General features: G+C 49.1%; 19 protein-coding genes, 1 other RNA gene and 1 pseudogene. 10 read left to right on the top strand and 11 right to left on the bottom strand.

What is annotated here, in order from left to right; genetic code table 11:
• Positions 1–81 precede the first annotated feature (81 nt).
• Positions 82–1410 carry an ATP-dependent RNA helicase SrmB gene (gene srmB / locus AC6I8D_RS15035; RefSeq protein ID WP_312055153.1) on the top strand — a complete coding sequence of 443 codons (1329 nt, stop codon included), beginning with the start codon at positions 82–84 and terminating at the stop codon, positions 1408–1410.
• Positions 1411–1626: 216 nt separating this feature from the next.
• Here the strand turns inward: srmB and grcA are convergent, their stop codons facing one another.
• Entirely contained in the window at positions 1627–2010 is a 384-nt protein-coding gene (gene grcA / locus AC6I8D_RS15040) for an autonomous glycyl radical cofactor GrcA (protein ID WP_312055155.1), read from the bottom strand.
• 243 nt (positions 2011–2253) lie between these two features.
• Between grcA and ung the strand changes: the two genes are divergently transcribed.
• Positions 2254–2934: a uracil-DNA glycosylase gene (gene ung, locus AC6I8D_RS15045; protein ID WP_312759046.1), complete on the top strand. Its 681-nt coding sequence runs from the start codon at positions 2254–2256 to the stop codon at positions 2932–2934.
• Between the two features lie 57 nt (positions 2935–2991).
• On the opposite strand, the gene grpE is transcribed toward ung, so the two are convergent.
• A complete protein-coding gene (gene grpE, locus AC6I8D_RS15050; protein ID WP_031376291.1) occupies positions 2992–3573 on the bottom strand; it encodes a nucleotide exchange factor GrpE in 582 nt (193 codons plus the stop codon).
• Between the two features lie 122 nt (positions 3574–3695).
• On the opposite strand from grpE, the gene nadK reads away from it, so the two are divergent.
• From nadK to bamE, 3 genes are all read left to right on the top strand, one after another.
• A complete protein-coding gene (nadK, locus tag AC6I8D_RS15055; RefSeq protein WP_031376292.1) occupies positions 3696–4574 on the top strand; it encodes an NAD(+) kinase in 879 nt (292 codons plus the stop codon).
• Positions 4575–4658: 84 nt separating this feature from the next.
• Entirely contained in the window at positions 4659–6320 is a 1662-nt protein-coding gene (gene recN / locus AC6I8D_RS15060; RefSeq protein WP_497820411.1) for a DNA repair protein RecN, read from the top strand.
• A 186-nt stretch (positions 6321–6506) separates the two neighbouring features.
• Positions 6507–6854 carry an outer membrane protein assembly factor BamE gene (gene bamE, locus AC6I8D_RS15065; RefSeq protein WP_031376294.1) on the top strand — a complete coding sequence of 116 codons (348 nt, stop codon included), beginning with the start codon at positions 6507–6509 and terminating at the stop codon, positions 6852–6854.
• Between the two features lie 78 nt (positions 6855–6932).
• Here bamE and AC6I8D_RS15070 read toward each other — a convergent pair whose 3' ends face one another.
• Both AC6I8D_RS15070 and AC6I8D_RS15075 read right to left on the bottom strand, forming a co-directional pair.
• Positions 6933–7226, bottom strand: coding sequence for an RnfH family protein (locus tag AC6I8D_RS15070; RefSeq protein WP_312055162.1), 294 nt, complete (start codon positions 7224–7226; stop codon positions 6933–6935).
• Complete coding sequence (locus tag AC6I8D_RS15075) at positions 7219–7653, bottom strand: type II toxin-antitoxin system RatA family toxin (protein ID WP_031376296.1); 435 nt, start codon at positions 7651–7653, stop codon at positions 7219–7221. The genes AC6I8D_RS15070 and AC6I8D_RS15075 overlap by 8 nt, the downstream gene beginning before the upstream one ends.
• Positions 7654–7811: 158 nt before the next feature.
• On the opposite strand from AC6I8D_RS15075, the gene smpB reads away from it, so the two are divergent.
• From smpB to AC6I8D_RS15095, 4 genes are all read left to right on the top strand, one after another.
• Positions 7812–8294, top strand: coding sequence for an SsrA-binding protein SmpB (gene smpB, locus AC6I8D_RS15080; protein WP_046288168.1), 483 nt, complete (start codon positions 7812–7814; stop codon positions 8292–8294).
• Between the two features lie 43 nt (positions 8295–8337).
• Positions 8338–8699: a transfer-messenger RNA gene (gene ssrA / locus AC6I8D_RS15085) on the top strand.
• A 203-nt stretch (positions 8700–8902) separates the two neighbouring features.
• Positions 8903–10135 carry an integrase gene (locus tag AC6I8D_RS15090; protein WP_497820412.1) on the top strand — a complete coding sequence of 411 codons (1233 nt, stop codon included), beginning with the start codon at positions 8903–8905 and terminating at the stop codon, positions 10133–10135.
• 147 nt (positions 10136–10282) lie between these two features.
• Positions 10283–13912, top strand: a complete 3630-nt coding sequence (locus AC6I8D_RS15095; protein ID WP_497820413.1) for a DEAD/DEAH box helicase — start codon at positions 10283–10285, stop codon at positions 13910–13912.
• A 417-nt stretch (positions 13913–14329) separates the two neighbouring features.
• Here the strand turns inward: AC6I8D_RS15095 and AC6I8D_RS15100 are convergent.
• A pseudogene (locus tag AC6I8D_RS15100) lies at positions 14330–15490 on the bottom strand (IS30-like element ISCfr4 family transposase).
• A gap of 182 nt (positions 15491–15672) precedes the next feature.
• Here AC6I8D_RS15100 and AC6I8D_RS15105 point away from each other — a divergent pair.
• Positions 15673–16347: a hypothetical protein gene (locus AC6I8D_RS15105; RefSeq protein ID WP_497820414.1), complete on the top strand. Its 675-nt coding sequence runs from the start codon at positions 15673–15675 to the stop codon at positions 16345–16347.
• A gap of 140 nt (positions 16348–16487) precedes the next feature.
• Here AC6I8D_RS15105 and AC6I8D_RS15110 read toward each other — a convergent pair whose 3' ends face one another.
• From AC6I8D_RS15110 to AC6I8D_RS15135, 6 genes are all read right to left on the bottom strand, one after another.
• Positions 16488–17078 carry a hypothetical protein gene (locus tag AC6I8D_RS15110; RefSeq protein ID WP_000323020.1) on the bottom strand — a complete coding sequence of 197 codons (591 nt, stop codon included), beginning with the start codon at positions 17076–17078 and terminating at the stop codon, positions 16488–16490.
• Positions 17079–17640: 562 nt separating this feature from the next.
• On the bottom strand, positions 17641–18123 hold the full coding sequence (locus tag AC6I8D_RS15115) for a GIY-YIG nuclease family protein (protein ID WP_497820415.1): 483 nt from the start codon (positions 18121–18123) through the stop codon (positions 17641–17643).
• 251 nt (positions 18124–18374) lie between these two features.
• A complete protein-coding gene (locus AC6I8D_RS15120) occupies positions 18375–18572 on the bottom strand; it encodes a hypothetical protein (protein WP_014226449.1) in 198 nt (65 codons plus the stop codon).
• 295 nt (positions 18573–18867) lie between these two features.
• A complete protein-coding gene (locus tag AC6I8D_RS15125; RefSeq protein ID WP_497820416.1) occupies positions 18868–21066 on the bottom strand; it encodes a DEAD/DEAH box helicase in 2199 nt (732 codons plus the stop codon).
• A complete protein-coding gene (locus tag AC6I8D_RS15130) occupies positions 21063–22379 on the bottom strand; it encodes an ATP-binding protein (protein ID WP_497820417.1) in 1317 nt (438 codons plus the stop codon). The genes AC6I8D_RS15125 and AC6I8D_RS15130 overlap by 4 nt, the downstream gene beginning before the upstream one ends.
• 3 nt (positions 22380–22382) lie before the next feature.
• Positions 22383–24692, bottom strand: coding sequence for a TerB N-terminal domain-containing protein (locus AC6I8D_RS15135; RefSeq protein WP_497820418.1), 2310 nt, complete (start codon positions 24690–24692; stop codon positions 22383–22385).
• Positions 24693–24764: the final 72 nt, after the last annotated feature.

A 24764-nucleotide genomic window follows, 5' to 3' on the forward strand; every position in this document is an offset into this window, starting at 1 on the left:
CAGCAGAGCATACCTGGCGGATTAACAGATGAAGATTATGTCTGATCTGTCTATAATCAGCGCCCCAAACTGAGGTAGACCATGACAGTAACCACATTTTCCGAACTCGAACTCGACGAAAGCCTGTTGCAAGCGCTGCAGGAAAAAGGCTTTACGCGCCCAACAGTGATTCAGGCTGCTGCAATTCCGCCCGCGCTTGAGGGCCGCGACGTTCTGGGTTCGGCACCTACCGGGACCGGGAAAACTGCCGCCTATCTATTACCGGCGCTGCAGCACCTGCTTGATTTCCCCCGTAAGAAATCTGGCCCGCCCCGCATTCTGATCGTCACACCAACCCGCGAACTGGCGATGCAGGTCGCCGACCAGGCGCGTGAACTGGCGAAACATACCCATCTGGATATCGCCACCATCACCGGCGGCGTGGCCTATATGAACCACGCTGAAGTGTTCAGCGAAAACCAGGACATTGTGGTAGCGACCACCGGTCGTCTGCTGCAATACATCAAAGAAGAGAACTTTGACTGCCGCGCGGTTGAAACGCTGGTGCTCGATGAAGCGGACCGCATGCTGGACATGGGTTTCGCCCAGGATATCGAAACCATCGCGGCAGAAACCCGCTGGCGCAAGCAAACGCTGCTGTTTTCCGCCACGCTGGAAGGCGAAAACATCAAAGACTTCGCCGAGCGTCTGCTGAACGATCCGGTTGAACTGGAAGCCGATCCCAGCCGCCGTGAACGTAAAAAGATCCAGCAGTGGTACTACCGCGCTGACGACCTGGCGCATAAAACCAAATTACTGGTTCACCTGCTGAAACAGCCGGAAGTGACGCGCTGCATCGTGTTTGTGCGTAAACGTGAGCGTCTGCATGAGCTGGTCAGCTGGCTGCACGAAGCGGGGATTCGTAGCAGCTATCTGGAAGGCGAGATGGTGCAGGCCAAGCGTAATGAAGCGATTAAGCGTCTGAGTGAGGGCCGGGTGAATGTGCTGGTCGCCACCGACATCGCGGCACGGGGTATTGATGTTGAAGACGTTAGCCACGTCTTTAACTTTGATATGCCGCGCACCGCCGATACCTATCTGCACCGTATTGGCCGAACCGGCCGTGCGGGACGCAAAGGGATCGCGATTTCGCTGGTCGAAGCGCATGATTACGTGCTGCTGGGTAAAATCAGCCGTTACGTTAATGAACCGCTGAAAGCCCGCGTGGTGGATGAGTTGCGTCCTGAGACGCGCGCGCCGCACGCCAAAACCACCGGAAAACCGTCGAAAAAGACGCTGGCGAAGCGCGCTGAGAAGAAATCCAGCGAAGCTGAAAAACCGCGGGTGAAAAAACGTCACCGCGATGCCAAAAATATCGGTAAACGCCGCAAGCCGAGCGGCAGTACACCGACTAATGAGAATGCGGAATAAATCATCGCATGCATAAAAAAATCGCCTCTGATGAGGCGATTTTTTTAATTTAATCATCGGTAACAGGCAGTTGATGCCATTTTCACTGCCTGACGGCTATTCGGTGATAACCGCTGCCGCACCTGCAGCCGGTCTGGCTGCTATCTTATTAATATTCTGATAAAAATTGCTGTGTGCGCTTTGCGTTAATTTTCAGCGCCGGTTAACTGATGTCACTCAGAGACTTTCAGTAAAAGTACGGGCAATCACGTCGCGCTGCTGCTCTGGCGTCAGTGAGTTAAAACGCACCGCATAACCGGAAACGCGAATGGTCAGCTGCGGATAATTTTCAGGATGCTTAACGGCATCTTCCAGTGTTTCACGACGCAGAACGTTGACGTTCAGATGCTGACCGCCTTCGACCCGCACCTGCGGTTTAATTTCTACCGGCACTTCACGGTAGGTGAATTCACCCAGTTCGCTAAGCGCAACCACCTGATCTTCTTCATAGCCGCCTTTGGCACACAGGCAGCGAGCCTGAGCTTTCTCTTCGTCTAACAGCCAGAAAGAGTTCAGCAGTTGGGGTTTATTAGTTTGAGTGATCTGGATACCAGTAATCATGTCAGCGCCTCCAGGGCAATGCGTGAATGAATCAAATTTGAGGCTCCGGTATAGCACTCTCCCGTATCGTCAGCTTTGACCTGGGTCAATTTTCATCCGCCGCGCATCGCTCATTTTCGCTAACTGACTGATCTAAAAACGCTGCTGACATTAACTTTTTTTGCATTATTAAAAATATTTTTGCCCTTCAGCTCAGATGCAGGAACGGCTAAGCTTACGGCACAAACGTTAAGGGAGTGGATTATGGCTGAAAAGCTGACCTGGCACGACGTGCTGGCTGAAGAGAAACAGAAACCCTATTTTACCGAGACGCTGAAATTAGTGGCGGATGAGCGTGCTGCAGGCGTGACGGTTTACCCACCGCAAAAGGATGTGTTCAATGCCTTTCGCCTGACTGAGTTAGGCGACGTCAAAGTGGTGATTCTGGGTCAGGACCCGTACCACGGCCCTAATCAGGCGCACGGACTGGCCTTTTCGGTGCTGCCCGGTGTGCAGGTACCGCCGTCGCTGCAAAACATCTACAAAGAGCTGTTGCAGGACATTCCGGGCTTTCAGAAGCCGGACCATGGTTTTCTCGAAAGCTGGGCCAAACAGGGCGTGATGTTGCTGAATACGGTGCTAACAGTGGAAGCGGGCAAGGCCCATTCCCATGCGCGCTTTGGCTGGGAAACCTTTACCGATAATGTAATTGCCGCGATTAATCAGCATCGTGAAGGGGTGGTGTTCCTGCTGTGGGGATCTCACGCGCAGAAGAAAGGCAGCATTATTGACCGTCAGCGTCATCACGTATTGCAGGCGCCGCACCCTTCGCCGCTTTCGGCGCATCGGGGCTTTTTTGGCTGTCAGCATTTCTCGAAAACTAACGCCATACTGCGTGAAGCCGGTCAGGAACCGATTGACTGGACGCCGGTACTGCCTGAATAAGCAGCAAGGCACACGGCCGCGACACTGCGCGGCCGTGGAACGGATTCAGGCGTGAAATCAGCCTTTCGCTTTGGCAACCGCCACCATCGCCGGACGCAGTAAGCGACCATTCAGCGTGTAGCCACGTTGCATCACCAGCATCACCTGGTTTGGTTCAAACTCTTCAGACTCCATCATCGACATCGCCTGATGCACTTCGGGATTAAATGGCACGCCAGTTTCGCCAACCACTTCTACGCCGAATTTGCGGACTGCGCCGAGCAGACCTTTCAGGGTCAGTTCAATCCCTTCGATCATCGGAGCCAGCTGCGCGTCCTCTTTGTTCGCCACTTCCAGCGCACGCTCAAGACTGTCGATCACCGGCAGCAATTCGTTGGCAAATTTCTCCAGGGCGAATTTATGCGCCTTCTCAACGTCCATTTCGGCACGGCGACGAATGTTCTCAATTTCAGCCTGCGCACGCAGTTGTGCATCACGCACGCCGGTTTGCGACTGCGCTAATTCAGCTTCGAGCTGAGCAATACGCTCATCACGCGGATCCACCTCAGCCGCTGTCTCCGCTTCCTGAGGTTGTTGCTGATCCTGCTGAATTTCGTCTGAGACTTGCTCGTTTGGGGTGTTCTGTTCTTTACTACTCATGAATTTCTCCGCGTTTTGCACATTCATTTCGCTGGTTGGCTTATTATGGGGATCGGTTTGACGGTTTCAAGGGAACCTATCACATTGCCTTGCCGTTTTGGCTTATAAGGAACACCCACTCGATGAACAAACACTTTAACTGCATTGGTATTGTGGGTCATCCACGCCATCCCACCGCGTTAACCACGCATGAGATGCTCTGGCGCTGGCTGACCGCCAAAGGTTATCAAGTGATCGTGGAGAAGCAAATCGCGCAGGAGCTGGCGCTACATGACGTTCAGACCGGGACGCTGGCTGAGATTGGTCAACAGGCAGATCTGGCGGTGGTGGTCGGCGGTGACGGCAATATGCTGGGCGCGGCCCGCGTGCTGGCGCGCTATGACATCAAGGTGATTGGCATTAACCGCGGCAACCTCGGCTTTCTGACCGATCTCGACCCGGATAATGCGCAGCAGCAGTTGGATGAAGTATTGCAGGGCAACTACTTCGTTGAGAGCCGCTTTTTGCTGGAAGCCCAGGTGTGTAAATCAGACTGTTCGCCACGCATTGGCTCGGCGATCAATGAAGTGGTGCTGCATCCCGGAAAAGTGGCGCACATGATCGAATTTGAAGTCTATATCGATGAAGTGTTTGCCTTTTCCCAGCGCTCAGATGGCCTGATTATCTCCACACCGACCGGTTCCACCGCCTACTCGCTTTCGGCCGGTGGGCCGATACTCACCCCTTCGCTGGAGGCAATTGTGCTGGTGCCGATGTTCCCGCATACGCTGTCGGCCCGTCCGCTGGTGATTAACAGCAGCAGTACCATCCGGTTGCGCTTTTCTTCACGCCGGAGCGACCTGGAGATCAGCTGCGACAGCCAGATTGCGCTGCCGATCCAGGAAGGTGAGGATGTGCTGATCCGACGCAGTGCCAGTCACCTGAATCTGATTCACCCTAAAAACTACAGCTATTTCAATACGCTGAGTTCGAAACTGGGCTGGTCAAAAAAATTGTTCTGAAAAGCCGTGCCGCCTCTTTACTGGATAAAATTCCAGTTTATACTGTATGAAAAACCATATGTGTTTATTCATACAGGTGAACCTATGCTGGCCCAACTGACCATCAGTAATTTCGCTATCGTTCGTGAGCTCGACATTGATTTCCAACGCGGTATGACAGCAATCACGGGTGAGACCGGTGCCGGTAAATCTATCGCGATTGATGCCCTGGGATTATGCCTGGGCGGTCGCGCAGATGCCGACATGGTGCGTCAGGGCGCCAGCCGGGCCGATCTTTGCGCCCGCTTCCAGCTTAAGTCCTCCCCTTCTGCTCAGCGCTGGCTGATGGATAACCATCTGGATGATGGCAATGAGTGTCTGCTGCGTCGGGTGATTAGCGCGGACGGACGCTCACGCGGGTTCATCAACGGCACGGCGGTTCCGCTGTCGCAGCTGCGCGACCTCGGCCAGTTACTGATTCAGATTCACGGCCAGCACGCGCACCAGCTGCTGCTCAAACCTGAGCACCAGAAACATCTGCTGGATGCCTACGCCGGTCATGACGATCTGCTGCAGCGCATGCGTACTCATTATCAGACCTGGCATCAGAGCTGCCGCACCCTGGCGCTGCATCAGCAGCAGGCTCAGGAGCGTGAAGCACGTCGCGAACTGCTGCAATATCAGCTGAAAGAGCTGAACGAGTTTGCGCCGCAGGCTGGTGAATATGAGCAGATTGACGAAGAGTACAAGCGGCTGGCAAACAGCGGACAGCTGCTGTCGACCAGTCAGCAGGCGCTGCAACTGCTTGCGGATAGCGACGATAACAATCTCTGCAGCCTGCTCTACAGCGCGCGTGAGATGCTGTCTGAGCTGACCTCGCTGGATGAGAAACTGAACGGGGTTTATAACCTGCTGGAAGAAGCGGCGATTCAGCTAAGCGAAGCCAGCGACGAGCTGCGTCATTACTGCGACAGCCTCGACCTCGATCCAAATCGCCTGTATGAACTGGAGCTGCGTATTTCACGCCAGATCGCTCTGGCGCGTAAGCATCATGTTACGCCGGAAAATCTGCCTGAACTGCATCAGCAGTTGCTGGCGGAAGCGGAGCTGCTGTCACAGCATGAAAGCGATCAGGAGAGCCTGCAGTCACTGGTTGGCGAGCACTATCAGGCAGCCCTGTTAAGCGCAGAGCAGCTTCATCAGCAACGCACTCAGTACGCCGAGGAGCTGCAGCAGCTGATTACCCAGAGCATGCATCTGCTCTCAATGCCGCACGGCCAGTTTAAGATTGCCCTGACCTTTAACCCGGATCAGCTGACTGCGGAAGGTGCCAGCCGCATCGACTTTCAGGTGACGACTAACCCAGGCCAGCCGCTGCAGCCGCTCGGCAAAGTCGCCTCCGGCGGTGAGTTGTCCCGTATTGCGCTGGCGATTCAGGTCATCACCGCGAAGAAAATGGAAACGCCAGCGATGATTTTCGATGAAGTCGATGTCGGGATCAGCGGTCCGACCGCCGCCGTAGTAGGCAAACTGCTGCGCCAGCTGGGCGAATCAACCCAGGTGATGTGTGTGACTCACCTGCCGCAGGTAGCAGGCTGTGGCCATCAGCACTTCTTTGTCAGCAAAGAAACCGATGGCGCAATGACCGAAACCCATATGCAGCCGCTGGACAAGCGCGCGCGGCTGCAGGAACTGGCGCGACTGCTGGGCGGTAGCGAGGTCACACGCAACACCCTGGCTAACGCCAAAGAACTTTTAGCCGCCTGATAGCGCACTTTTTTAACCTGCCGTGGTCATATGCATGCTCTGTAAAGGTTTCCAATAGCGAAAAGGTTTATTATCATCGGCACTTATGTCGCCAAAGTAATAAAGCCTGCCGCAGGCAGAGTTCAGATTTTGTTGGCAAAAAAACAGCCTGTAAAAGGCGTTTGGCCCCGGAAAAGGAATGTATAGATGCGCTGTAAAACGCTGACTGCCGCGGCAGTGGTAATGTTGATGATGACCGCCGGATGTTCCACCTTAGAGCGCGTGGTATATCGTCCTGATATCAACCAGGGTAACTATCTGGTTGCCAATGATGTGGCCAAGATTCACACCGGTATGACCCAGCAGCAGGTGGCTTACACGCTCGGTACGCCAATGATGAAAGATCCGTTCGGCAGCAACGTCTGGTATTACGTTTTCCGTCAGGAACCAGGCCATGAGCGCGTTCAGCAGCAGACGCTGACGCTCAACTTTGATGGTAACGGCGTGCTGACCAATATCGACAACAAGCCGAATCTGGCGCAAAAAAGCGACTAACTAAACGACAGACAGCAAAAAAGGCGCACTGAGCGCCTTTTTTATGCTGCCAATCAACAGGTTATTGCTGCCTGCTGTTTACTTTTTAGCGGATGCTGAACGCTCTGCACGTTGACGACGCAGCTCTTTAGGATCGGCGATCAACGGTCGATAGATTTCAATCCGATCGCCTTCGTCAACCACATCACTGAGCTTCACTGCCCGGCTGTAGATACCCACTTTATTACTGCTGAGGTCAATTTCACGGCGCAGTTCCAGAATTCCGGATTGCTGTATCGCCTGCTCTACCGTGCTGCCCTGCTCCACTTTAACGTAGAGCTGGTATTGCTTTTCAGGCAGCGCGTAGACCACCTCAACCGAAATATCAGGCACTGTAGACCTCTTTGGCACGCTGGGTGAAGGCCTGCACCATACTGTTGGCCAGCTCTTTAAAGATCCGACCAAAGGCCATCTCTACCAGCATGTTGGTGAATTCAAACTCCAGGCTTAACTCAACCTTGCAGGCGTCATCGCCCAGCGAGATGAATTTCCAGCCGCCGGTCAGCTTACGGAACGGCCCGTCAACCAGCTGCATATGAATGCTCTGGTTATCCGTCAGGGTATTGCGGGTGGTAAATGTTTTGCTGATGCCTGCTTTCGACACATCCACGGACGCGGTCATTTGATTCTCTGACGCATCCAGCACGCGGCTTCCGGTGCAACCCGGCAGAAATTGCGGGTAAGCATCCACATCATTTACAAGTTTGTACATCTGCCCGGCACTAAACGGGACCAGCGCCGAACGACTAATCTGAGCCATAATGGTTCCTGTTCATCACGAAACCGCTGAATAATAGCATTTTCAGCGATTAAACAAAAATGCCCCCGAGTAAGGGTGTGCTAGAATATCCCGTTTCCTGCTGCCCCGCTGGACTGGGGATGCGATAACCGACTAAGTGATGTAAAATACGCCGCACTATGACAAAGAAAAAATCACACAAACCCGGTTCTGCCACTGTTGCCATGAACAAACGCGCCCGCCACGAATACTTCATCGAAGAGGAGTATGAAGCGGGATTATCGTTGCAAGGATGGGAAGTTAAATCACTTCGTGCCGGCAAAGCCAACATCAGCGACAGCTATATTCTGCTGCGCGATGGCGAAGCGTTCCTGTTTGGTTCAACCTTTCAACCCTTAGCCGTTGCCTCCACCCATGTGGTGTGCGATCCCACGCGTAGCCGCAAGCTGCTGCTGAAGCAACGTGAGCTGGATTCACTGTATGGCCGCGTCAATCGCGAAGGTTATACCATCGTAGCGCTCTCGCTCTACTGGAAGAACGCCTGGTGTAAACTGAAGATTGGTGTTGCCCGCGGTAAGAAAGAGCATGATAAACGTGACGATATCAAAGACCGCGAATGGCAACTGGATAAAGCACGTATCATGAAGAATTCAAAGCGTTAAGCGCTGGATTCTGACCTGCTTTTTTGCTAGTATTTGAAGTTCTGGGGCTGATTCTGGATTCGACGGGATTGTGAAGCCTTAGGAGCATGCCGAGGGGCGGTTTGCCTCGTAAAAAGCCGCAAAAAAATAGTCGCAAACGACGAAAACTACGCACTAGCAGCTTAATAACCTGCTTAGAGCCTTCTCTCCCTAGCTTCCGCTCTTAAGACGGGGATCAAGAGAAGTCAAACCCAAAAGAGATCGCGTGGATGCCTTGCCTGGGGTTGAAGCGTTAAATCCAATCAGGCTAGTCTGTTAGTGGCGTGTCTGTTCGCAGCTAACCGGCGAATGTAAAAACTGACTAAGCATGTAGTGCCGACGGTGTAGTAATTTCGGACGCGGGTTCAACTCCCGCCAGCTCCACCAAAATTCTCCATCGGTGATTACCAGAGTCATCCGATGAAGTCCTAAGAGCCCGCACGGCGCAAGCCCTGCGGGCTTTTTTGTGCCCTCAATTTATCCCGCGAAGTCCGAAGAGAACTAATTAAATCCGAACATTTTAGGCCCATTGATAGGCCCAACGAAAAGCTCTATTGTTTTCGTTGGGCCTAAACGCATGGGGACTCCCCATGGCAAGAAAAACCAAGCCGTTAACCGATACGGAAATCAAAGCCGCCAAACCTAAAGATGCCGATTACCAGCTGTATGATGGTGACGGGCTTACTCTGCTAATCAAGTCCAGCGGTAGTAAGCTATGGCAATTCCGTTACTATCGGCCTCTAACCAGGCAGAGAACCAAACAGAGCTTCGGTGCCTACCCTACCGTCTCGCTTTCTGATGCACGTAAACTCAGAGCTGAATCTAAAGTTTTATTGGCGAAAGACATTGATCCGCAGGAACATCAGAAAGAACAGGTCAGAAATTCACAAGAGGCCAAAACCAATACTTTCTTGTTAGTCGCCGAACGTTGGTGGAATGTGAAGAAAGCCAGCGTAACAGAGGACTATGCTGACGATATCTGGCGCTCGCTTGAGAGAGATGTTTTCCCCGCAATCGGTGATATCAGTGTCACTGAGATTAAGGCTCATACTCTGGTTAAAGCAGTTCAACCTGTTCAGGCCAGAGGGGCATTAGAAACTGTTCGCCGCCTTTGTCAGCGTATTAACGAAGTCATGATTTATGCGCAGAACACGGGCCTGATTGATGCGGTTCCCAGCGTAAACATTGGGAAAGCATTCGAGAAACCGCAGAAGAAAAATATGCCGAGTATCCGCCCGGATCAACTTCCACAGTTAATGCAAACAATGCGTAAAGCAAGTATCAGTGTGTCCACGCGGTGTCTGTTCATGTGGCAGCTTCTCACCATCACCCGTCCTACCGAAGCTGCTGAGGCTAGATGGGATGAGATCGATTTTGTTGCTAGCGAATGGAAAATTCCAGCAGCCCGAATGAAGATGAACCGGGACCATACTGTTCCACTATCCAATGAAGCTCTCTCTATTCTGGAAATGATGAAGTCACTCAGTGGTGGCCGAGAGTTTATCTTTCCCAGTCGCATTAAGCCTACCCAGCCAATGAACAGCCAGACTGTGAATGCAGCCCTTAAGCGTGCTGGCTTAGGAGGTGTCCTCGTATCACACGGTTTACGTTCTATCGCCAGTACTGCACTCAATGAGGAAGGATTTCCACCCGATGTTATTGAGGCAGCGCTTGCCCATGTGGACAAAAATGAGGTACGTCGTGCCTATAATCGAAGCGATTACCTTGAGCAGCGGCGACCGATGATGCAATGGTGGGCTGATTTTGTTATGGTTGCTGATCGCGGAAGTATGATAGAGGGGGGTATGAGAGGAGAGCGTTAAGCGGGGTGACGGATAATTAATGACGGTTCCCACTTTAATAGTGGGCCGAATGAGACTTTATATTTCAAGCCGAAGTTAATAGTTTTAGAAAACAAGCAAATTAGCATAATATCTCTTTACTGAAGGGATATGGAGCCGTAGAAATAAATGAAGACACGGCAGTATGCGCAAAAATCTATCTTCGATCTGGAAGCAATCTTCGAACAGTCCCGCAACAATGTTAGTGAACTTGAACAGCTGTTGAGCGAGCTGACCTTTCGCAACACTGCCAGGGCGCGGACGCTGACGTCTAAAATCGAGCAATCTCTAACTGCACTTAGCGACCGCAGCAAGGTCGCCATGTCGGCTTCCAGCCCATCAACATGTAATCCTGGTTCGGCGTCCATACAATTTTCTCAAGCTGTGCCCCACAAAGCACCTGCAGCTGTAGAGCAACTGCAACCGAAGGCTATCCCAGACACTGCCAAGCGACAGCAATTCGACAAAGGCCAAATCGATCTAGGTCCACTCCCGTCTTTCTCTCCGTCGGATAAGGCGAATGATGCGCGAGCAATACTGGCAGCATGGACAGCCCTCGAAGCACTGTCGCCTCAAGGTTATAAACGCCCAGAGGATATGGCAACCGGCGACCGTTCCAGGGTTGCTCTATTGGAGCGAGGTGTTCCATGGGGACCAAATGCCCGCAGCAAGCCCAGTTATAAGCTTTATTTCGAGGTCGTCCTCGGCTCCATCGCTCTTGACAAGGCGACGGACGAGCTGGTCAAGGTTTTTGGCGAGGATGAGGAGCGTTCACGCCCGGACGGTAAGAAAGCAGCCATCGGCTCGATCCTGATCGACAAAGAAGGCTATGTGCTTGAGGAAAAAGGCGTTGCCGTGTCCAGTTTTGCCTGGGCACTCAAGCCGGCTCTCGATCTTAAGCTTGGGAGCTTAGGGAATTGGCCGAATGTTGAGCCGCGCATTATCGAGCATCTGGATCGAATAGTTCGCCGCCACAACGAGGATGGAGAACCCATACCGATCGATTTGGATGTCGTTCTAAACGCTTATAAATGGCTTGTGTCTCAGTTCGGTGTACCCGAGCATTTGGTTGAGCCACCCACATTCGCGATTAAGGTGTTTTATCATTTCAAGGCCAAGGTGCCGCCTGAACCTTCGTTACTGAATTCCTTCTATCTTGAAGATCTCGGTGAAGCAACCAAATTGCTCGAGACGGGCAAAGCCGGAGCCGGTTTGCGCCGCTACATGGGAATTGGCAGACCTGACCAGAAAATCGACGTGCTATCGCCCATTTCCGCAGTTGAGCCGTTCGTCGCACCGTCGCTCATGCCGCAGGCTCGTTGGCCTTCGAAAGGCGGCCATCCACTGGTGTTGCTTCAACAGGCTGCCGTGAATGCGGCGCGTGCTGAGCTGAATGATGCTCCAGGTATCATCGGCGTCAATGGGCCTCCGGGAACCGGTAAGACCACTCTTCTCCGGGATATCGTCGTTGGGTGCATTCTTGATCGGGCCACGGCGATGTCCGGCTTCAATAAACCGCAGGATGCCTTTTCCACAACAGGCGAGAAGCTGGCATTCGGCTCCAATGCATTCCTGCACTTCTACAAGTTACATGCATCCTTAAAGGGCCATGAGATCGTTGTAGCGTCCTCCAATAACAAAGCGGTCGAGAACGTCAGTAAAGAGCTTCCTCTCAAGGAAGCCAATGGTCGCCATGAACAGATCGCCTACTTCCGGTCCATCAGCGACCTGATTGCGAATCCCAAACGCGCCGGCTATTTCGAAGCCGAGGCCGAGGGGGACATCCCCTCCGACCCTGTCGAAACCTGGGGATTGATCGCCGCGGCTCTCGGCAAGAGCAGCAACCGAGGCGCGTTTCAGCAAGGTTTCTGGTGGAATGAAGACGGTGGTTTCCTTACCTACCTGAAAGCAGCTCGCGGCATAAATGTCATGCGTGAGATCAAGGACGAGCGAACTGGCGAAACCATCGATCGTGTGATGCCCAGCGTGGTTGTCAATGAGCGGCCCAGCACCAACGAAGCGGATGCTGCTGCGGCCTGGCGGAAAGCGCGAACCGCCTTTCTTAAACTTAAGGAGACGGTAGACGCCGAAATCGCCAGCATCGAAGAGATGCGACGGGATATCCAGGCGCTCAAGGGAGCGATCACCGAACTTCAAAGGGCTGAACAGCGTCGACCGAGTCTGAATGAAGCCGTCGAAGAGGCACACAAGACTGCTGAATCCTGCCAACGAGAGCATGAGAAGGCAAAATCGCAGATCGAGCAGGACAAGATCATGCTCGACAGCCATCTTGCTTGCCGTCCAGGTTTCTTCTCCCGTTTGTTTGCGACTGCGGCCTGGAAGTCGTGGAGATCGACACTGCAGAAGCTCTCGACGACCTTGCAGCAATCAGTCATACGGGCGCAGGGGACGGACGGTGCCCTAGAGCTTGCAAGGGCTGAGTGGAGCAATACTGAGTCCCAGTTACAGCAACTCGACAAGGAAATTTCCAGCAAATGTCAGGCTGTCTCGAAATTGAAGGCAACCGAGGCAGAGGCACGAAACCGCATGGGAGACAGGGTCGTTGATGAGAGGTTCTTCGAGCGCGAGCACGAGGCTATCCACCTCACTGCGCCATGGCTTCCCGATGAGGTTCATCGCCTGCGGGAGGATCTTTTCGCCGCTGCCCTGACTGTGCATAAAACGTTCATCGATGCTTCGGCCAGCCGCTTGCAACACAATCTTGGGTTATTGATGTCAGGCATGGTAGCTGGTGCCTTCCAGTCTTCCGCTCACCGTGAACTTCTTCCCGACCTTTGGTCAAGCCTTTTCGTGGTTGTGCCGACCGTGTCCACGACATTCGCCTCTGTTCGGACGATGTTCGGGGATCTGCCACCAGAGAGCATTGGTTGGCTTCTGGTAGATGAAGCGGGCCAAGCCGTTCCTCAGGCAGCAGTTGGAGCTATCATGCGGGCAAAGCGCTCCATTGTGGTAGGTGACCCGTTGCAAATCCCACCTGTAGTTTCACTTCCTGAAAAGCTGAACGCCGAAATCTGCAAGTTCTTTGACATTGACCAAGTCGAATGGTCTGCCCCCGCAGCATCTACGCAGACCCTTGCTGATCAGGCATCGCGCTTCAAATCCACCTTCGTCATGGACGTAGGTGATCGAGAAGTCGGGCTGCCATTGCTCGTTCACAGGCGTTGCCAGAACCCAATGTTTGATGTTTCTAACTCCATCGCCTATGCCGGGCAGATGGTCCATGCTGTCGGGCCTAAAAAACCCGGATCTATAGGCTCGGCTTTGGGGAGATCTCACTGGGTGGATATCAATGGCGATGCTGAGACGAAGTGGTGTCCCGACGAGGGCGAAGCGGTTGTGCGAATGCTCAAAGAGCTGGCAGCATCGGGCATTACAAATCCGGACGTATTTATCATCACACCATTCAAGATCGTAGAGCAGAACATGCGTCGGCGTCTCGACAGTGAAACTGATCTGCTGCGAACGTTCGGCGTAAAGCTGGATGAATGGTGCCGTGATCGTGTAGGCACAATCCACACGTTCCAGGGCCGAGAGGCGGACACGGTAATTCTGTTGCTGGGTGCGCCGAAAGCGAGTCAGCAAAGAGCACGTCAGTGGGCGGCAAGCCCACCAAACATAATCAATGTAGCCGTCTCACGCGCCAAGCAAAACCTGTATGTGATCGGCTCGGCTGCTGCATGGACAGGGGCGGGAACTAGCCTTCAGGTCCTGCATCGGCAATTGGCGAAATCAGCCTAACAATCTCCGAGGTGGCCCTCATTATTGAGGGCTCATCGCGACTCATTTTTGGCTAACTTCAGTAATGGGCTGGCCGCTATGTGTTAAAATCTGACATTGCTCACATAATAATCAAGCAGTCACTTTTCACCGCCCATCCAAGCTTGATAATTCTTACCGCTCCCCTTATATCCACACTGGGGAATAACCTCTGACATGGCTAAGGAGTATGATTATGGGGCTTAAACCTGGTCCAAAACCAATCGCAAAATCAACAGGAAAACCCGATCAACGCAGACGTGATAATAAGGATACACCCGGCAATACCCCAGGACTGAAACCAAGCAAATCAACTGGGAAGTAATCGTTCAAGGGTATGGAGAATTCATCTATACCCTTATCTCATCAAATCAGTCTGCTTTAGCCCGTTTAGTGAGTTCAACTGATGGACGCAACACACTTGTTGAACCGTTCTGCGGGTGATTCATAGTCTAGCGTTTTTCTCGGCCTTTCGTTGAGCTGTCTGGCAACACTGTTAAGTCTTTGCTGGCTGTGAACCGATAAGTCAGTTCCTTTTGGAAAATATTGTCTGAGCAATCTGTTCGTATTTTCATTTGAGCCACGTTGCCAGGGAGATTGAGGATCACAAAAATAAATCTGAATGTCTGTCGCTACAGTAAATCGTGTGTGGCTGGTCATTTCAGCGCCACGATCCCAAGTTAATGTTTTATAAAGCTCAGCAGGTAATTCCCAGGCTTGTCTGATGAGTGCAGATATAACCGTTATGGTCTTGTTGTCTCTGATCTTCGCCAGCATAACAAAACGGGAATGGCGTTCTACGAGGGTGATGATATAGGAGTTTTTCGAGCCCTGAATCAAGTCACCTTCCCAGTGACCTGGAATGGCTCTGTCAGTCGCCTCTGGTGGCCTTTCGCTGATAGGTATCGTGTTCGGGATTGACCCTAATCCTTTCCCTTTAAGCGATGACGTTCTGGATCTACGCACTGCTCTTCCGCTTCTGAGGCATTGCTGCAGCTCTTTTTTTAATGCTCCCCTGGTTTGTATAAAAAGCGTTTTATAAATCGTTTCGTGTGACACATGCATTTCCTGATTATCCGGATAACAGCGTTTCAGCCAACCGGCGATCTGTTCCGGCGACCAGTCCTGATGCATCTTCTCTGCAATGATTTTACACAATGCGGGGCTTTCAATTAGCTTGCAAGGTTTTGGTCTCAGCGCATTTTCCCACGCAGTAGCATCGGCTTTTGCTGCTCGGTATTGATTGGCACCTCCGTGCCTCCTGACCTCGCGGCTAATCGTTGAGGGCGCTCATGATAATTTGGCGGCGATGTCCCTGATGCTGAGTTTTGCTACCAGCCCTCTGGATATCTCCTCTCTTTCATCAAGCGAAAGCGCTAATCGGTGCCGTTTTCGCACGGGAGGACGGTAGCCGCCTGTCTGGTGGATAGTGGGCATAATAGAAGAATGATATCTGTCGAACATTCTGGCGATATCATGTAGAGAATCACCTTGCTTATATCTGTCCCAGATAATTGCCTTCTGCTCTGGCGTGTAGTTAATCCGAGTTCTTCGTTTCATGACAATGTCCCCCTTGATTAAGGATAGCGTTGCATCGACCCATTGAACTCACAGCCAATAGCGGACATTGCTAACATTATCTAATACACAACAAAAAATGTCAGTCTATATGATATCATCTACTGTCTTTTAAATTCCCCACCTGTCTCGGTTATTTGTGTTAGATAAGGAATCAAAAAATCATGAGAGCATATAAATTTAGGTCGGCTTCTCAAATAGCATTTACCCTAGATATAATTTTTAATCGTAGGCTTTTTTGCTCTGACTGGAAAATGTTGAATGACCCAATGGAAGGGATGTTTGTTTTCTCTCATCAAACATCTGATGGTTACGACTATAAAAAAGAAATTCAGCAGATAATAGAAGAAAAGAAACGGCTTAAGGTTTGTTCTCTTTCAGCTACATATGAGTCTCATTTACTTTGGGCTCACTATGCTGGGGGGTTTGATGGTTGCGCTATCGAAATTGAAATCCCAGACAATCATCACAGTATTAAACAAATTGAATATAGAGGTGTATTTGCAAATTTAGCAATGCCCAATATTTCTAGTCCTGATGAACTTGCTAACCAAGTTTTATCCTCTAAATATCGAGAATGGGAATACGAACAGGAAGTTAGGATTTTGCAAACGAATGAGTGGTTTTACTTAGATAAACCAGTTCGACGAGTAATAGCAGGGCATAGAATGCCTTCGGCATTATTTGAAGCCATGAATATAATATGCAACTCGATGGGGATTGAATTTTGCCGTACTGGAATTGGTGATGAGGGGATTGATGCCGATTATGTTGAGCCCTCAAAAATTCTAACGCCGAATAATCATCTTGACTGGAATGCACTAAAAAATGACCGATGAATTAGAGATTTATCTGGTTAGCAGAGTGTAAGGCTCAAGATTCCCACGCTCAATAACCAATTGATTGTGAATAACTTTCACCCACAATTGCTCGATGTGAAACCATGAGCAATTGTGATGTAAATGTATGCAACAGGTTTTTATATCTTATTCCCAAGTATTAACTGTGTTGAGCGAGCCATAATTCTAAATATAAATGGCATACCCTCTGTTAGCTCATCGAGTGTTGGCGTTCGCCTGCTTGCTTCCAAAAGTATTGAACGCAGAAACTCAACTTCTGGATCACATGCAATTTCTTCATCCAATGCCTTAAGTTTTCCTTTTATTTCTTTTATCTCTGACAAACTATGGTTGAGGGTTTCACTTCCCTTTATTTCTGAAAGTATACGTCTTTCATGGTAATTAAGTTGCTCACGGAAAAACAATGCCATACTGGCTTTCTTTACTAAAAGCTCCATTTCCTTTCTTTTTTTCTCAAGATCTAAGATTTCTTCTTGAGTTGAGTTTTTATTCGTTTTTAGGGATTTTAACTCACTAATAGTCTTAGTTATGGACTCTAATGAAGTGGCCTCAAGCTGTTCTAAATCTGACTGTGTAATAGCAGGCTTCGACAATGAATAGATGCAAACAATAGTCATTACAAAACCTACAATAGCCATCCCATTTAAATAAATTGGCAGTTCCAATTTATTTAAATACGCAAATAAACCACCTATAATGAAATAAGCCATGCTTAACAAAACCAGTACAGTACAAAACCGCCTCATTCTAACCTCGTTAAATTTTTTTAGTTTATATGGTTAACCTACTAAAACCTTGTTCCCAGCATTTCGAGCAGGAACTTTACGTTCCTCACTTGAGCAAGCTACTGCGGCAACACAATATCTTAACTTAAAAAACTGAACTAGCAAGCTACTCATAACGTCCGCTCTTCGCTCTCAGCAGACCTTTATCGGCAGGTACTTGTCTGCTGTGTGCCAGAAGCAGATATTATTATATAATTCTTTAACCAATGGATGAGAAAAAATTCTGGAACTTATTAAAACTTCATAACTTTAAATCACCTCATTCATTAATGAATCATTAACTGTATGGTTAAAAGATAAAAACTTATTTTTTATTATTAACTTGCTTTGCTAAAGAGCTATAAACCAAATCAACGAAAACATATTTTTCGCATTCCCAAGGTTCACTAATTGATGGGTTTACTAAATCGGGCTTCCCCCCCATTAGACTATGTATATGCGAATAAATACCAATTCTTTCTGCGAGTTGCATTAGTTTCATTTGATGTTATGGTGGGAGCATCTTATTTCTAAACCATGTTGTAAATATATGCTTAGTAAGTTCTTTAGTACATATAAACCATTCGCCTTGACGTCTTTCGTTGCTAAATTTTTCATGTAGATAATTTTCTTTTTCTGATCCGCCAGGTTCCAAAGCGTGTAATATTAATTGACCAAAGGTACCTGTTTGTAAGTTAGACAATCTTTTTAGCACATTATTGGAACGTCCTATTTTCACATAAAGCCCCGAATAAGGATTATTTTTATCTGAAGAACCGGCCCAAGTATCAGGTACTTGTAAAATATAATAAATACTACTTACTTTTCCACTCGATACACTATTTGCCCAAGTTTGCCACTCTTCCATCCAGCTATTTGCATCTTCCTTCGTGTCAAAAGAGTGACTTGTATAGTATAATTCACCACTATCCAATAACATATCGAAAACATATTCCCCACTCTCAATCATTCTTAAGTTGTCGGTTCTCATGGAAGTATCTCATAAATTTACAGGAATATATAAAATGGACTTTACTACACTTATTAAGTGATATCCATTTTTATTGTTCCAATTGCAGTGTTCTCATCCATTATGTTACCACCTGATTATTTCATTATTTAATTTAAACAACTTATTGCTAGTGATAACGGTTTGATGCCCGCTTCTCACTCCAATCTAACTTTCAGAATAAATTTGATCTAAAATATCTCAAATAGGCCGTTAGTAAATATGGACCATTTTTAATCAGTTAGAGGATCAATCTGATTTTCTCTAATAAGATTTCGCAACGCAGTACGAGCAGCAGCGATTTCTGTCATCCCATTAAGAACCACGCTGGACTGTCCTCCTCTAACCCCAAAGACTGTAACCATATTCTCTTCACAGAAATACTCACCTTCATACTGCAGGCCATCTTTCTCTACTCGAATGTATGACATAACAACCTCATTTAAGGATCTTTTGTTTGAATCATATCCCCACAAAATAATTTAATCAATCTCACCCAAGACTACACGCGATGCTTGTCTTGTAAGCACTGCACTTAACCGAACCATTCGATTTTAGAGATCCTGCGTACAGTTCAGTTATGCTTGTAAGGCTAATGTCCGCTCCTCGCTCAAAGCAGACCTTATGACCTCGATTTCTGGCAGATCCGAGCCAAGAGCAAAAATTGATATCATCAATCGGCCTCAAGCTTAAGGGGGAACATCTCCCCCTTTTTATGTAACCAGTTTACTGAAGATGTTCTTTCAGCCAGGTACACGCGCCTTCAATGTCATACGCTTTTTCCCCAAAACCTTTCGCAAGCAGAAACTCTGGTAAATATTCATCATATTTATCTAAGTACTTTTCTGGAACATTTACAGCAAGATCAAACGCTGAGGGCAAGCCTGACAGCAGCAGGTCTTTAAGGGCCTGTTGAACAGAAGTGATACTTGAGCCGTCAATTTCTATAACTCCAGCCAATGAATTAGCTTTAAAGCCACAACGTATGAGCAAGGCTGTAATCGTATTGACAACCTTATCTCCCATCCATGGGAGGATGTAACAGTATTGGCCGCTCGTAAGAAAATACTTATTTTGCAGGTTATAACTCTGGAAGTTACGACTGCCTTCCGCAAATAGGCTTCTGGCGGCAGAATCGGCATAATCTACTCTCTTGCTACCTATTACTATGCGGTAATCACCTTCCCTATAGATAGCGAGCATTTCCTGACGAACGGCATCATGAACAGACATTCCCCCCCCACTAAATTGTGGTGGCTGACCGCCTTTGGTCGCCTCTACATAGATAACTTTTTTCTCTGTCTCGATCTCTGTCACTCTCCAGCGCCGCCCACCGAAGATGATGTGTTGATCTGGTAGCAGTGGGGAGTCCACAGGCACTGTTCCAAGGGTTCTGTTTCCGGTGACAATGCGGAACTCTTCTGGTGTGTTGAACACGGCATAAAACGTGTAATGGTTAGTCAGTTTCTCCCCCTCTGCCCCAACAACCATTTCTCCACTAGCGAGTTGAGTGAGCAAGCCACATGCTCCCATATGTTTAAGCAGGCTTTTGAAATCGCCTATATCCACATTACGGAACGGGCCTGTTTGACATAGCTGTGACCAGAGTTGATCAGCACGAACTCCGCCCCATTGCGCGGTAATTGCAAGAATCTGGTGTAGCAGCGTGGAGTAATGCATCTGCTGGGAATCGGCAGGCTCAAACCATTGTTTAGAGATCATCAATCTTATCATTGCCATCGACTGGACCAAATGCAGCCGTAGGTGGTCAACGATACTGCCAGTCACAGTGAGCTCATTTTCTGTAATTAGCATTCTTAGAACTGATGGGGAGTCGCGTCGCCCAGAACGTCCCATACGCTGACGCAGACTGGAAACAGTATGCGGAGGCGTAACTTGGATAACCGACTTAACCTTACCGATATCAATTCCCAACTCAAGCGTCATTGTACAAACAGCTGTTGTGGGCAAATTTCCTTTCTGAAGACGAGTTTCAAGCGCTTCCCGCAATTCCTTGGCAAGGGAACCATGGTGGGGAAAGAATTCATTGGGAACAATATGTTCCTCACACATGTCGCTCAGCGTGGCAGCAATGCTTTCAGTCCGCTTTCGACTGTTTGCAAAGACCAAATGAGAATCGCCACGGCAAAGTCTAAAAATGTCAGCGCAAACGTCATGTTCAGCTGAACTCTGAAGTTCTTCTTCTTTTTGGAGCACTCGCTCCAGATAACCTTTGACCTGTACCTGAAGAGTGGCCTCGCTCTTACTATCTGTAACAGTTACGCAGGGTAGTCGTTTGTCCGGGCGCAAAAGTTCGGGTACTTTCTCCAGTTCCCCCAGCGTGGCACTCAACGCAACGCGGGGAATTGGATTTACCAGGCGTCCTAACACATGGTCAATTCTATTGAGCAGAGAAAGCAGCTGTACACCACGCTCTGAGCCAATGAAAGCATGAAACTCATCAATAACGATGTATGCGACTGACGAAAACGCCTGTTTGAGCCAGCCCATTGAATTTATGAGCAAAGACTCAAGTGACTCAGGTGTAATCAGTAAAATGCCAGCAGGGTTTGTCCGAGCCTTCTTCTTTTTGCTTTGTGGTACATCCCCGTGCCAGGGAGTCACTGGCATTTCCAATGCATCTCCAAGGCTCTCAAGACGACGGTACTGATCGTTAATCAATGCCTTCAACGGACTGATATAGACGATGCCAAATCCATTAGTGAGATCTGCAACTGCCGAACAGGCAGGAAGAAAGAAAGCCTCTGTTTTACCCGCTGCTGTGCCTGCACTGATTAGCACGTCTCGATCACGGGCTAAAATTGCCGGGATAGAACTCTCCTGCAAGGGCCTTAATGTAGACCACCCCTGCTTGTAAACCCACTTACGGACGCGGGGATCGAGACTATCATAGGCACTGCTCATAATTTGAAGTTCGCCAGTCCGTCGTCGTCATCGCTTTCCTCTATAATGGCGTCATCCATTTCGCTGGGCCTGTCCTCTTCAATCGCCACACCCTTGATTAGTGTTTGCCAGTTCATCGTTCTGTTTTGTTCCAGCACGGCCAGCATGTCCAGGAAACCTTTTATGGTATTACGGGGGGTACGGAAGTAAGCGTCTCCAATGGTTTTACTACAGTGATGCAGAAATCCAGTCAGTGCCTCATCTGGAACCAGATAATTCTCTGGATCTCCGCCTGCATAAACATGACGAAGATTTCTCAGTAAAATATACAGTTCCTCAGGGGTGAGGCTGGCAAGATGCAAAGTGGGAGACGAGTAGTCAATCACTCCTGCTTTTTGCGCGAACCGATTTTCCGCCAGACGTGATTGGAGCGCCTCATAGCTGTAAAGACCTTTGCGAGGATCGAAAAGGAACTCTGGCGTCCCCCCGAGGATAAAACCAATATTCTCGGCTGAGCCTTGCAGGCAGTCATTCAGGATCCGCAAAATCTGTTCGTAGTTCGCTGTTCTTGCTTGCGTATTATTCAGTTTAAAGAGGTTCACCATTTCGTCGAGGCTGACCAAAAGACCGGCATAGCCTGCCTGGCGGACAAAAAGGCTCATCAGCTTCAAAGAGTCATAGAATGAAGCGTCTGAGATAATAGTCCGAACGTCGAGATCGTTACGGGCATCAGTTTTAGTGGTGTACTCTCCCCGCAACCAGCGAATAGCATTGGATTTTAGTGTTTCGTTATCCTGCTCATGCCCGCGCCAGAATGCATCAATGACCTTCGCAAAGTCATATCCGCCGACCATATCTGATAGTGCTGCCAGGCGTTTATGAATAACTGATGAAACCTCGGAGCCGTTCGTGTCAGCTTCCTTCCTTGCCTCCGTAACGAATCTTTCAACAACGCTAAGTAACGCATTACCATCCGGCTTGTTTCTGGTGGACATGTTTTTCATAAGCTCAGAATAGAGATTACGAGCCTGACCTCCCGATGAGTGAATGCGTCTGTCAGGAGAAAGGTCTGCACTGATTGACACCAGCTTCTTCTCTAGCGCAATAGAGCGCACAACACTCAGAAAGAACGTTTTACCAGAACCATATTCACCGATGATAAGTCTGAAGCTTGCACCACCGTCAGCAATCCTCTCAATATCCTGGTGGAGAGCGGTGATCTCATTCACGCGGCCAACCTGGATATGCTGAATGCCTATCCTTGGCGTTACACCTGACTTAAGTGACTGAATAATAGCGTCGCGTTCTTTCACTCTTATACGTGTTACAGACATTCACTATCCCTCTAATTCTTTGGCAATTTCCAGGTCAACCCAGATATCATCATCGGCATCGTCCAGTACCGGAGCATCAACCACCGCATAGGACCAGTCATTAATCACCTCAAGCGCACCGCCGAGCATCAAATTCAAATTTCCGCACAATTCTGTCGCCTCTTTCCGGGACCACTGTTCTTTCTCCAGCAAACTGCGATAAAGCTGGCTATGTGCGGAGTCAAGCCCCCCCGCCTCCGTTGATGAGGCTGGAGCGCTTTCTGGCTCTTCCGGTTCTTCTTCGGTGAAAATTGTGTTCAGCAATTTACGAACATCATCCGTGGCAGATTCGTGGCGGGCAAGTACATTAGCATCCAGTGTGAACCCTGCTGCTGGCTGAGCAGTTGGTACAGACGAGACGAGATCATGTTCAGTTGCGGAATGCTGATGAATATTGCTCGAGACAGATGAGGGATCCAGACCCAAACTTGAATAAATCTTCTCAAGCTGTTTGATTTCGGCAGGCGCTATTGTTCCATCCGAGCAGGCAACACTAACGATAACTTTGCCCACAGCCGCTTTTTCCGCAGCCCCCATCAACTCAATCCTGCTTTTCATTCCCGTCATATTGGCTGGGGTATGAAGCTGCCACGTTAAATACGCATGTAGAGAGCGCTTTTCATCATCGGTGAAGCCAGTATTGTTGTTGATGGCATTCTCAAGCACTTTCTGCTCGGCTTGATCAAGAGAATTGTCGATCAAGGCGACCATCGCCCCTAATCTGAGCGTCATTACTGCTGAGATAAATTCAGGAGAAGGTGAGAAGCGTCCACCTTCACCGGCAGGGAATAGAACAAGAGCGCCATCGACGTCTGCCTTCACATGGTGGTAATACGGATCAGGTGCCAGACAGTAACCCATCTTCTGTGCAAAGGCCTGCATCAAGTCGGCCTCTTTTTTATTAATCTTCGCTGGACAGCTGGCATTCATATGGGCCCAAAAATCAGCAACTGAGACTAACCCCTCCTTATTGAGGATCGCCTCATCAGTCCAGCGTTTGAATGAGCTTAATATTTTTTCTGCGCTTTCATTAACGATCTCTGAAGGCAGCAACATAATTGCAGCAGTATCATTGACTGACGTACCTTTCCTACCAAGGTAGCGACTATAAGCATCAAGCTCATCCGTACATATGTCGGCAAGAGTCATAATTTTCTGGACAGGGCTCTTCAACGCACTTGGATCAGGCAGGTCGGGAACAGGAAGTCGAACACCTCGCAAACTAGGACTTGCTGGTGTGTAATCTAACCTTAGGCGCGTTTTATTCGCCTTAACGACCATCCCTTCACCATATTTGAGGGTGTAACGCCGTTTGAAAAGCGCAGCAAACTCTTTAGCACAGCGGCGAGCCGGGGTACGCAGCGAATACTCGGTGTGGTTTATTACCCAGTTCAACGCCAGTTCAGCTGATACAGGAACTCCTTCATGTACAGTTTTTGCCAGAGCCAGCTTAAATTGCATGCTATTGCTGAAACCTGAATTGCTATCGAGCTCAGTGGCTAAGCCCATGTTCGGGCGCAGAATAGACATGGCTTCGAGTAATTGGGCCGAATATCCACGGAATGATCGGTTCTCAATGAATACCGATCTTAACCGAGCGACTTCATTGAACAGATTACGGAACTCAGCATCAGGGAATTTTGGGTCAGTGGAATCTACGAGCGCTTTTCTTTCCAGGCCGTAGAGGTAGATAAAAACATAGCCGATAGGACACGATGGATCAGACCTATCGCTGGCGAGCCAACTGACATATGCACCGCGTGCTTCTGGGGAAAGAGAGGAAAAACTGGGCCAGTATCCTAATGAACTGTCCTCGTAAAGATAAGAAGTAGGTTTTATCTTACATGTGTCATCAATTAATGATGCCTCACTTCCATCGTCATAATAGCCGCCTGATTCCTGACCGGAGGGCTTCATACGTTGCCCCACGTAAATGTGACCACCAGTGATTGTTACACCAGCTACAGTTATCATTTCACCCGGAAGGACCCATCGAGCTAATACACCTGCTGATTTTGAGGTGCTCCGGTAATTATTGGTTGTCACCCGAAGTTCAACACCCCGGCCGCCACTCAATGTAAAAGTTGCAAGGTTATCGTCTTCACTATCATCGTTTTGCACAACCGCCTCTTTTTTATTGATATCAGCGATCCATTCTTTTGGTGGTGCTTTGAAGGTTTTGGAAGTGTTTACCCCGGCGGATTTGTTCTTTTTCTTTTTGAAAAACAAAACGTAAATGACATAAAGCGTAGCTAAAAAAAACCATAACCCCATGATTAACAACCTTAAAAATTATTTTTCACACATCGAAAGAATAGTGACTAAAAGTATGGCTAGCGGATTAAT

The organism is Pantoea sp. X-Soil-MYKO-1785, assembly GCF_059730675.1.

Excerpts from the sequence above, each read along its gene's own strand:
- recN (WP_497820411.1), top strand. The coding sequence starts at position 4,659 with ATGCTGGCCCAACTGACCATCAGTAATTTCGCTATCGTTCGTGAGCTC.
- grcA (WP_312055155.1), bottom strand. The coding sequence starts at position 2,010 with ATGATTACTGGTATCCAGATCACTCAAACTAATAAACCCCAACTGCTG.
- AC6I8D_RS15095 (WP_497820413.1), top strand. The coding sequence starts at position 10,283 with ATGAAGACACGGCAGTATGCGCAAAAATCTATCTTCGATCTGGAAGCA.
- ung (WP_312759046.1), top strand. The coding sequence starts at position 2,254 with ATGGCTGAAAAGCTGACCTGGCACGACGTGCTGGCTGAAGAGAAACAG.
- srmB (WP_312055153.1), top strand. The coding sequence starts at position 82 with ATGACAGTAACCACATTTTCCGAACTCGAACTCGACGAAAGCCTGTTG.
- nadK (WP_031376292.1), top strand. The coding sequence starts at position 3,696 with ATGAACAAACACTTTAACTGCATTGGTATTGTGGGTCATCCACGCCAT.
- AC6I8D_RS15090 (WP_497820412.1), top strand. The coding sequence starts at position 8,903 with ATGGCAAGAAAAACCAAGCCGTTAACCGATACGGAAATCAAAGCCGCC.
- smpB (WP_046288168.1), top strand. The coding sequence starts at position 7,812 with ATGACAAAGAAAAAATCACACAAACCCGGTTCTGCCACTGTTGCCATG.
- AC6I8D_RS15105 (WP_497820414.1), top strand. The coding sequence starts at position 15,673 with ATGAGAGCATATAAATTTAGGTCGGCTTCTCAAATAGCATTTACCCTA.
- AC6I8D_RS15125 (WP_497820416.1), bottom strand. The coding sequence starts at position 21,066 with ATGAGCAGTGCCTATGATAGTCTCGATCCCCGCGTCCGTAAGTGGGTT.
- bamE (WP_031376294.1), top strand. The coding sequence starts at position 6,507 with ATGCGCTGTAAAACGCTGACTGCCGCGGCAGTGGTAATGTTGATGATG.
- AC6I8D_RS15075 (WP_031376296.1), bottom strand. The coding sequence starts at position 7,653 with ATGGCTCAGATTAGTCGTTCGGCGCTGGTCCCGTTTAGTGCCGGGCAG.
- grpE (WP_031376291.1), bottom strand. The coding sequence starts at position 3,573 with ATGAGTAGTAAAGAACAGAACACCCCAAACGAGCAAGTCTCAGACGAA.
- AC6I8D_RS15130 (WP_497820417.1), bottom strand. The coding sequence starts at position 22,379 with ATGTCTGTAACACGTATAAGAGTGAAAGAACGCGACGCTATTATTCAG.
- AC6I8D_RS15110 (WP_000323020.1), bottom strand. The coding sequence starts at position 17,078 with ATGGCTTATTTCATTATAGGTGGTTTATTTGCGTATTTAAATAAATTG.
- AC6I8D_RS15120 (WP_014226449.1), bottom strand. The coding sequence starts at position 18,572 with ATGTCATACATTCGAGTAGAGAAAGATGGCCTGCAGTATGAAGGTGAG.
- AC6I8D_RS15135 (WP_497820418.1), bottom strand. The coding sequence starts at position 24,692 with ATGGGGTTATGGTTTTTTTTAGCTACGCTTTATGTCATTTACGTTTTG.
- AC6I8D_RS15115 (WP_497820415.1), bottom strand. The coding sequence starts at position 18,123 with ATGAGAACCGACAACTTAAGAATGATTGAGAGTGGGGAATATGTTTTC.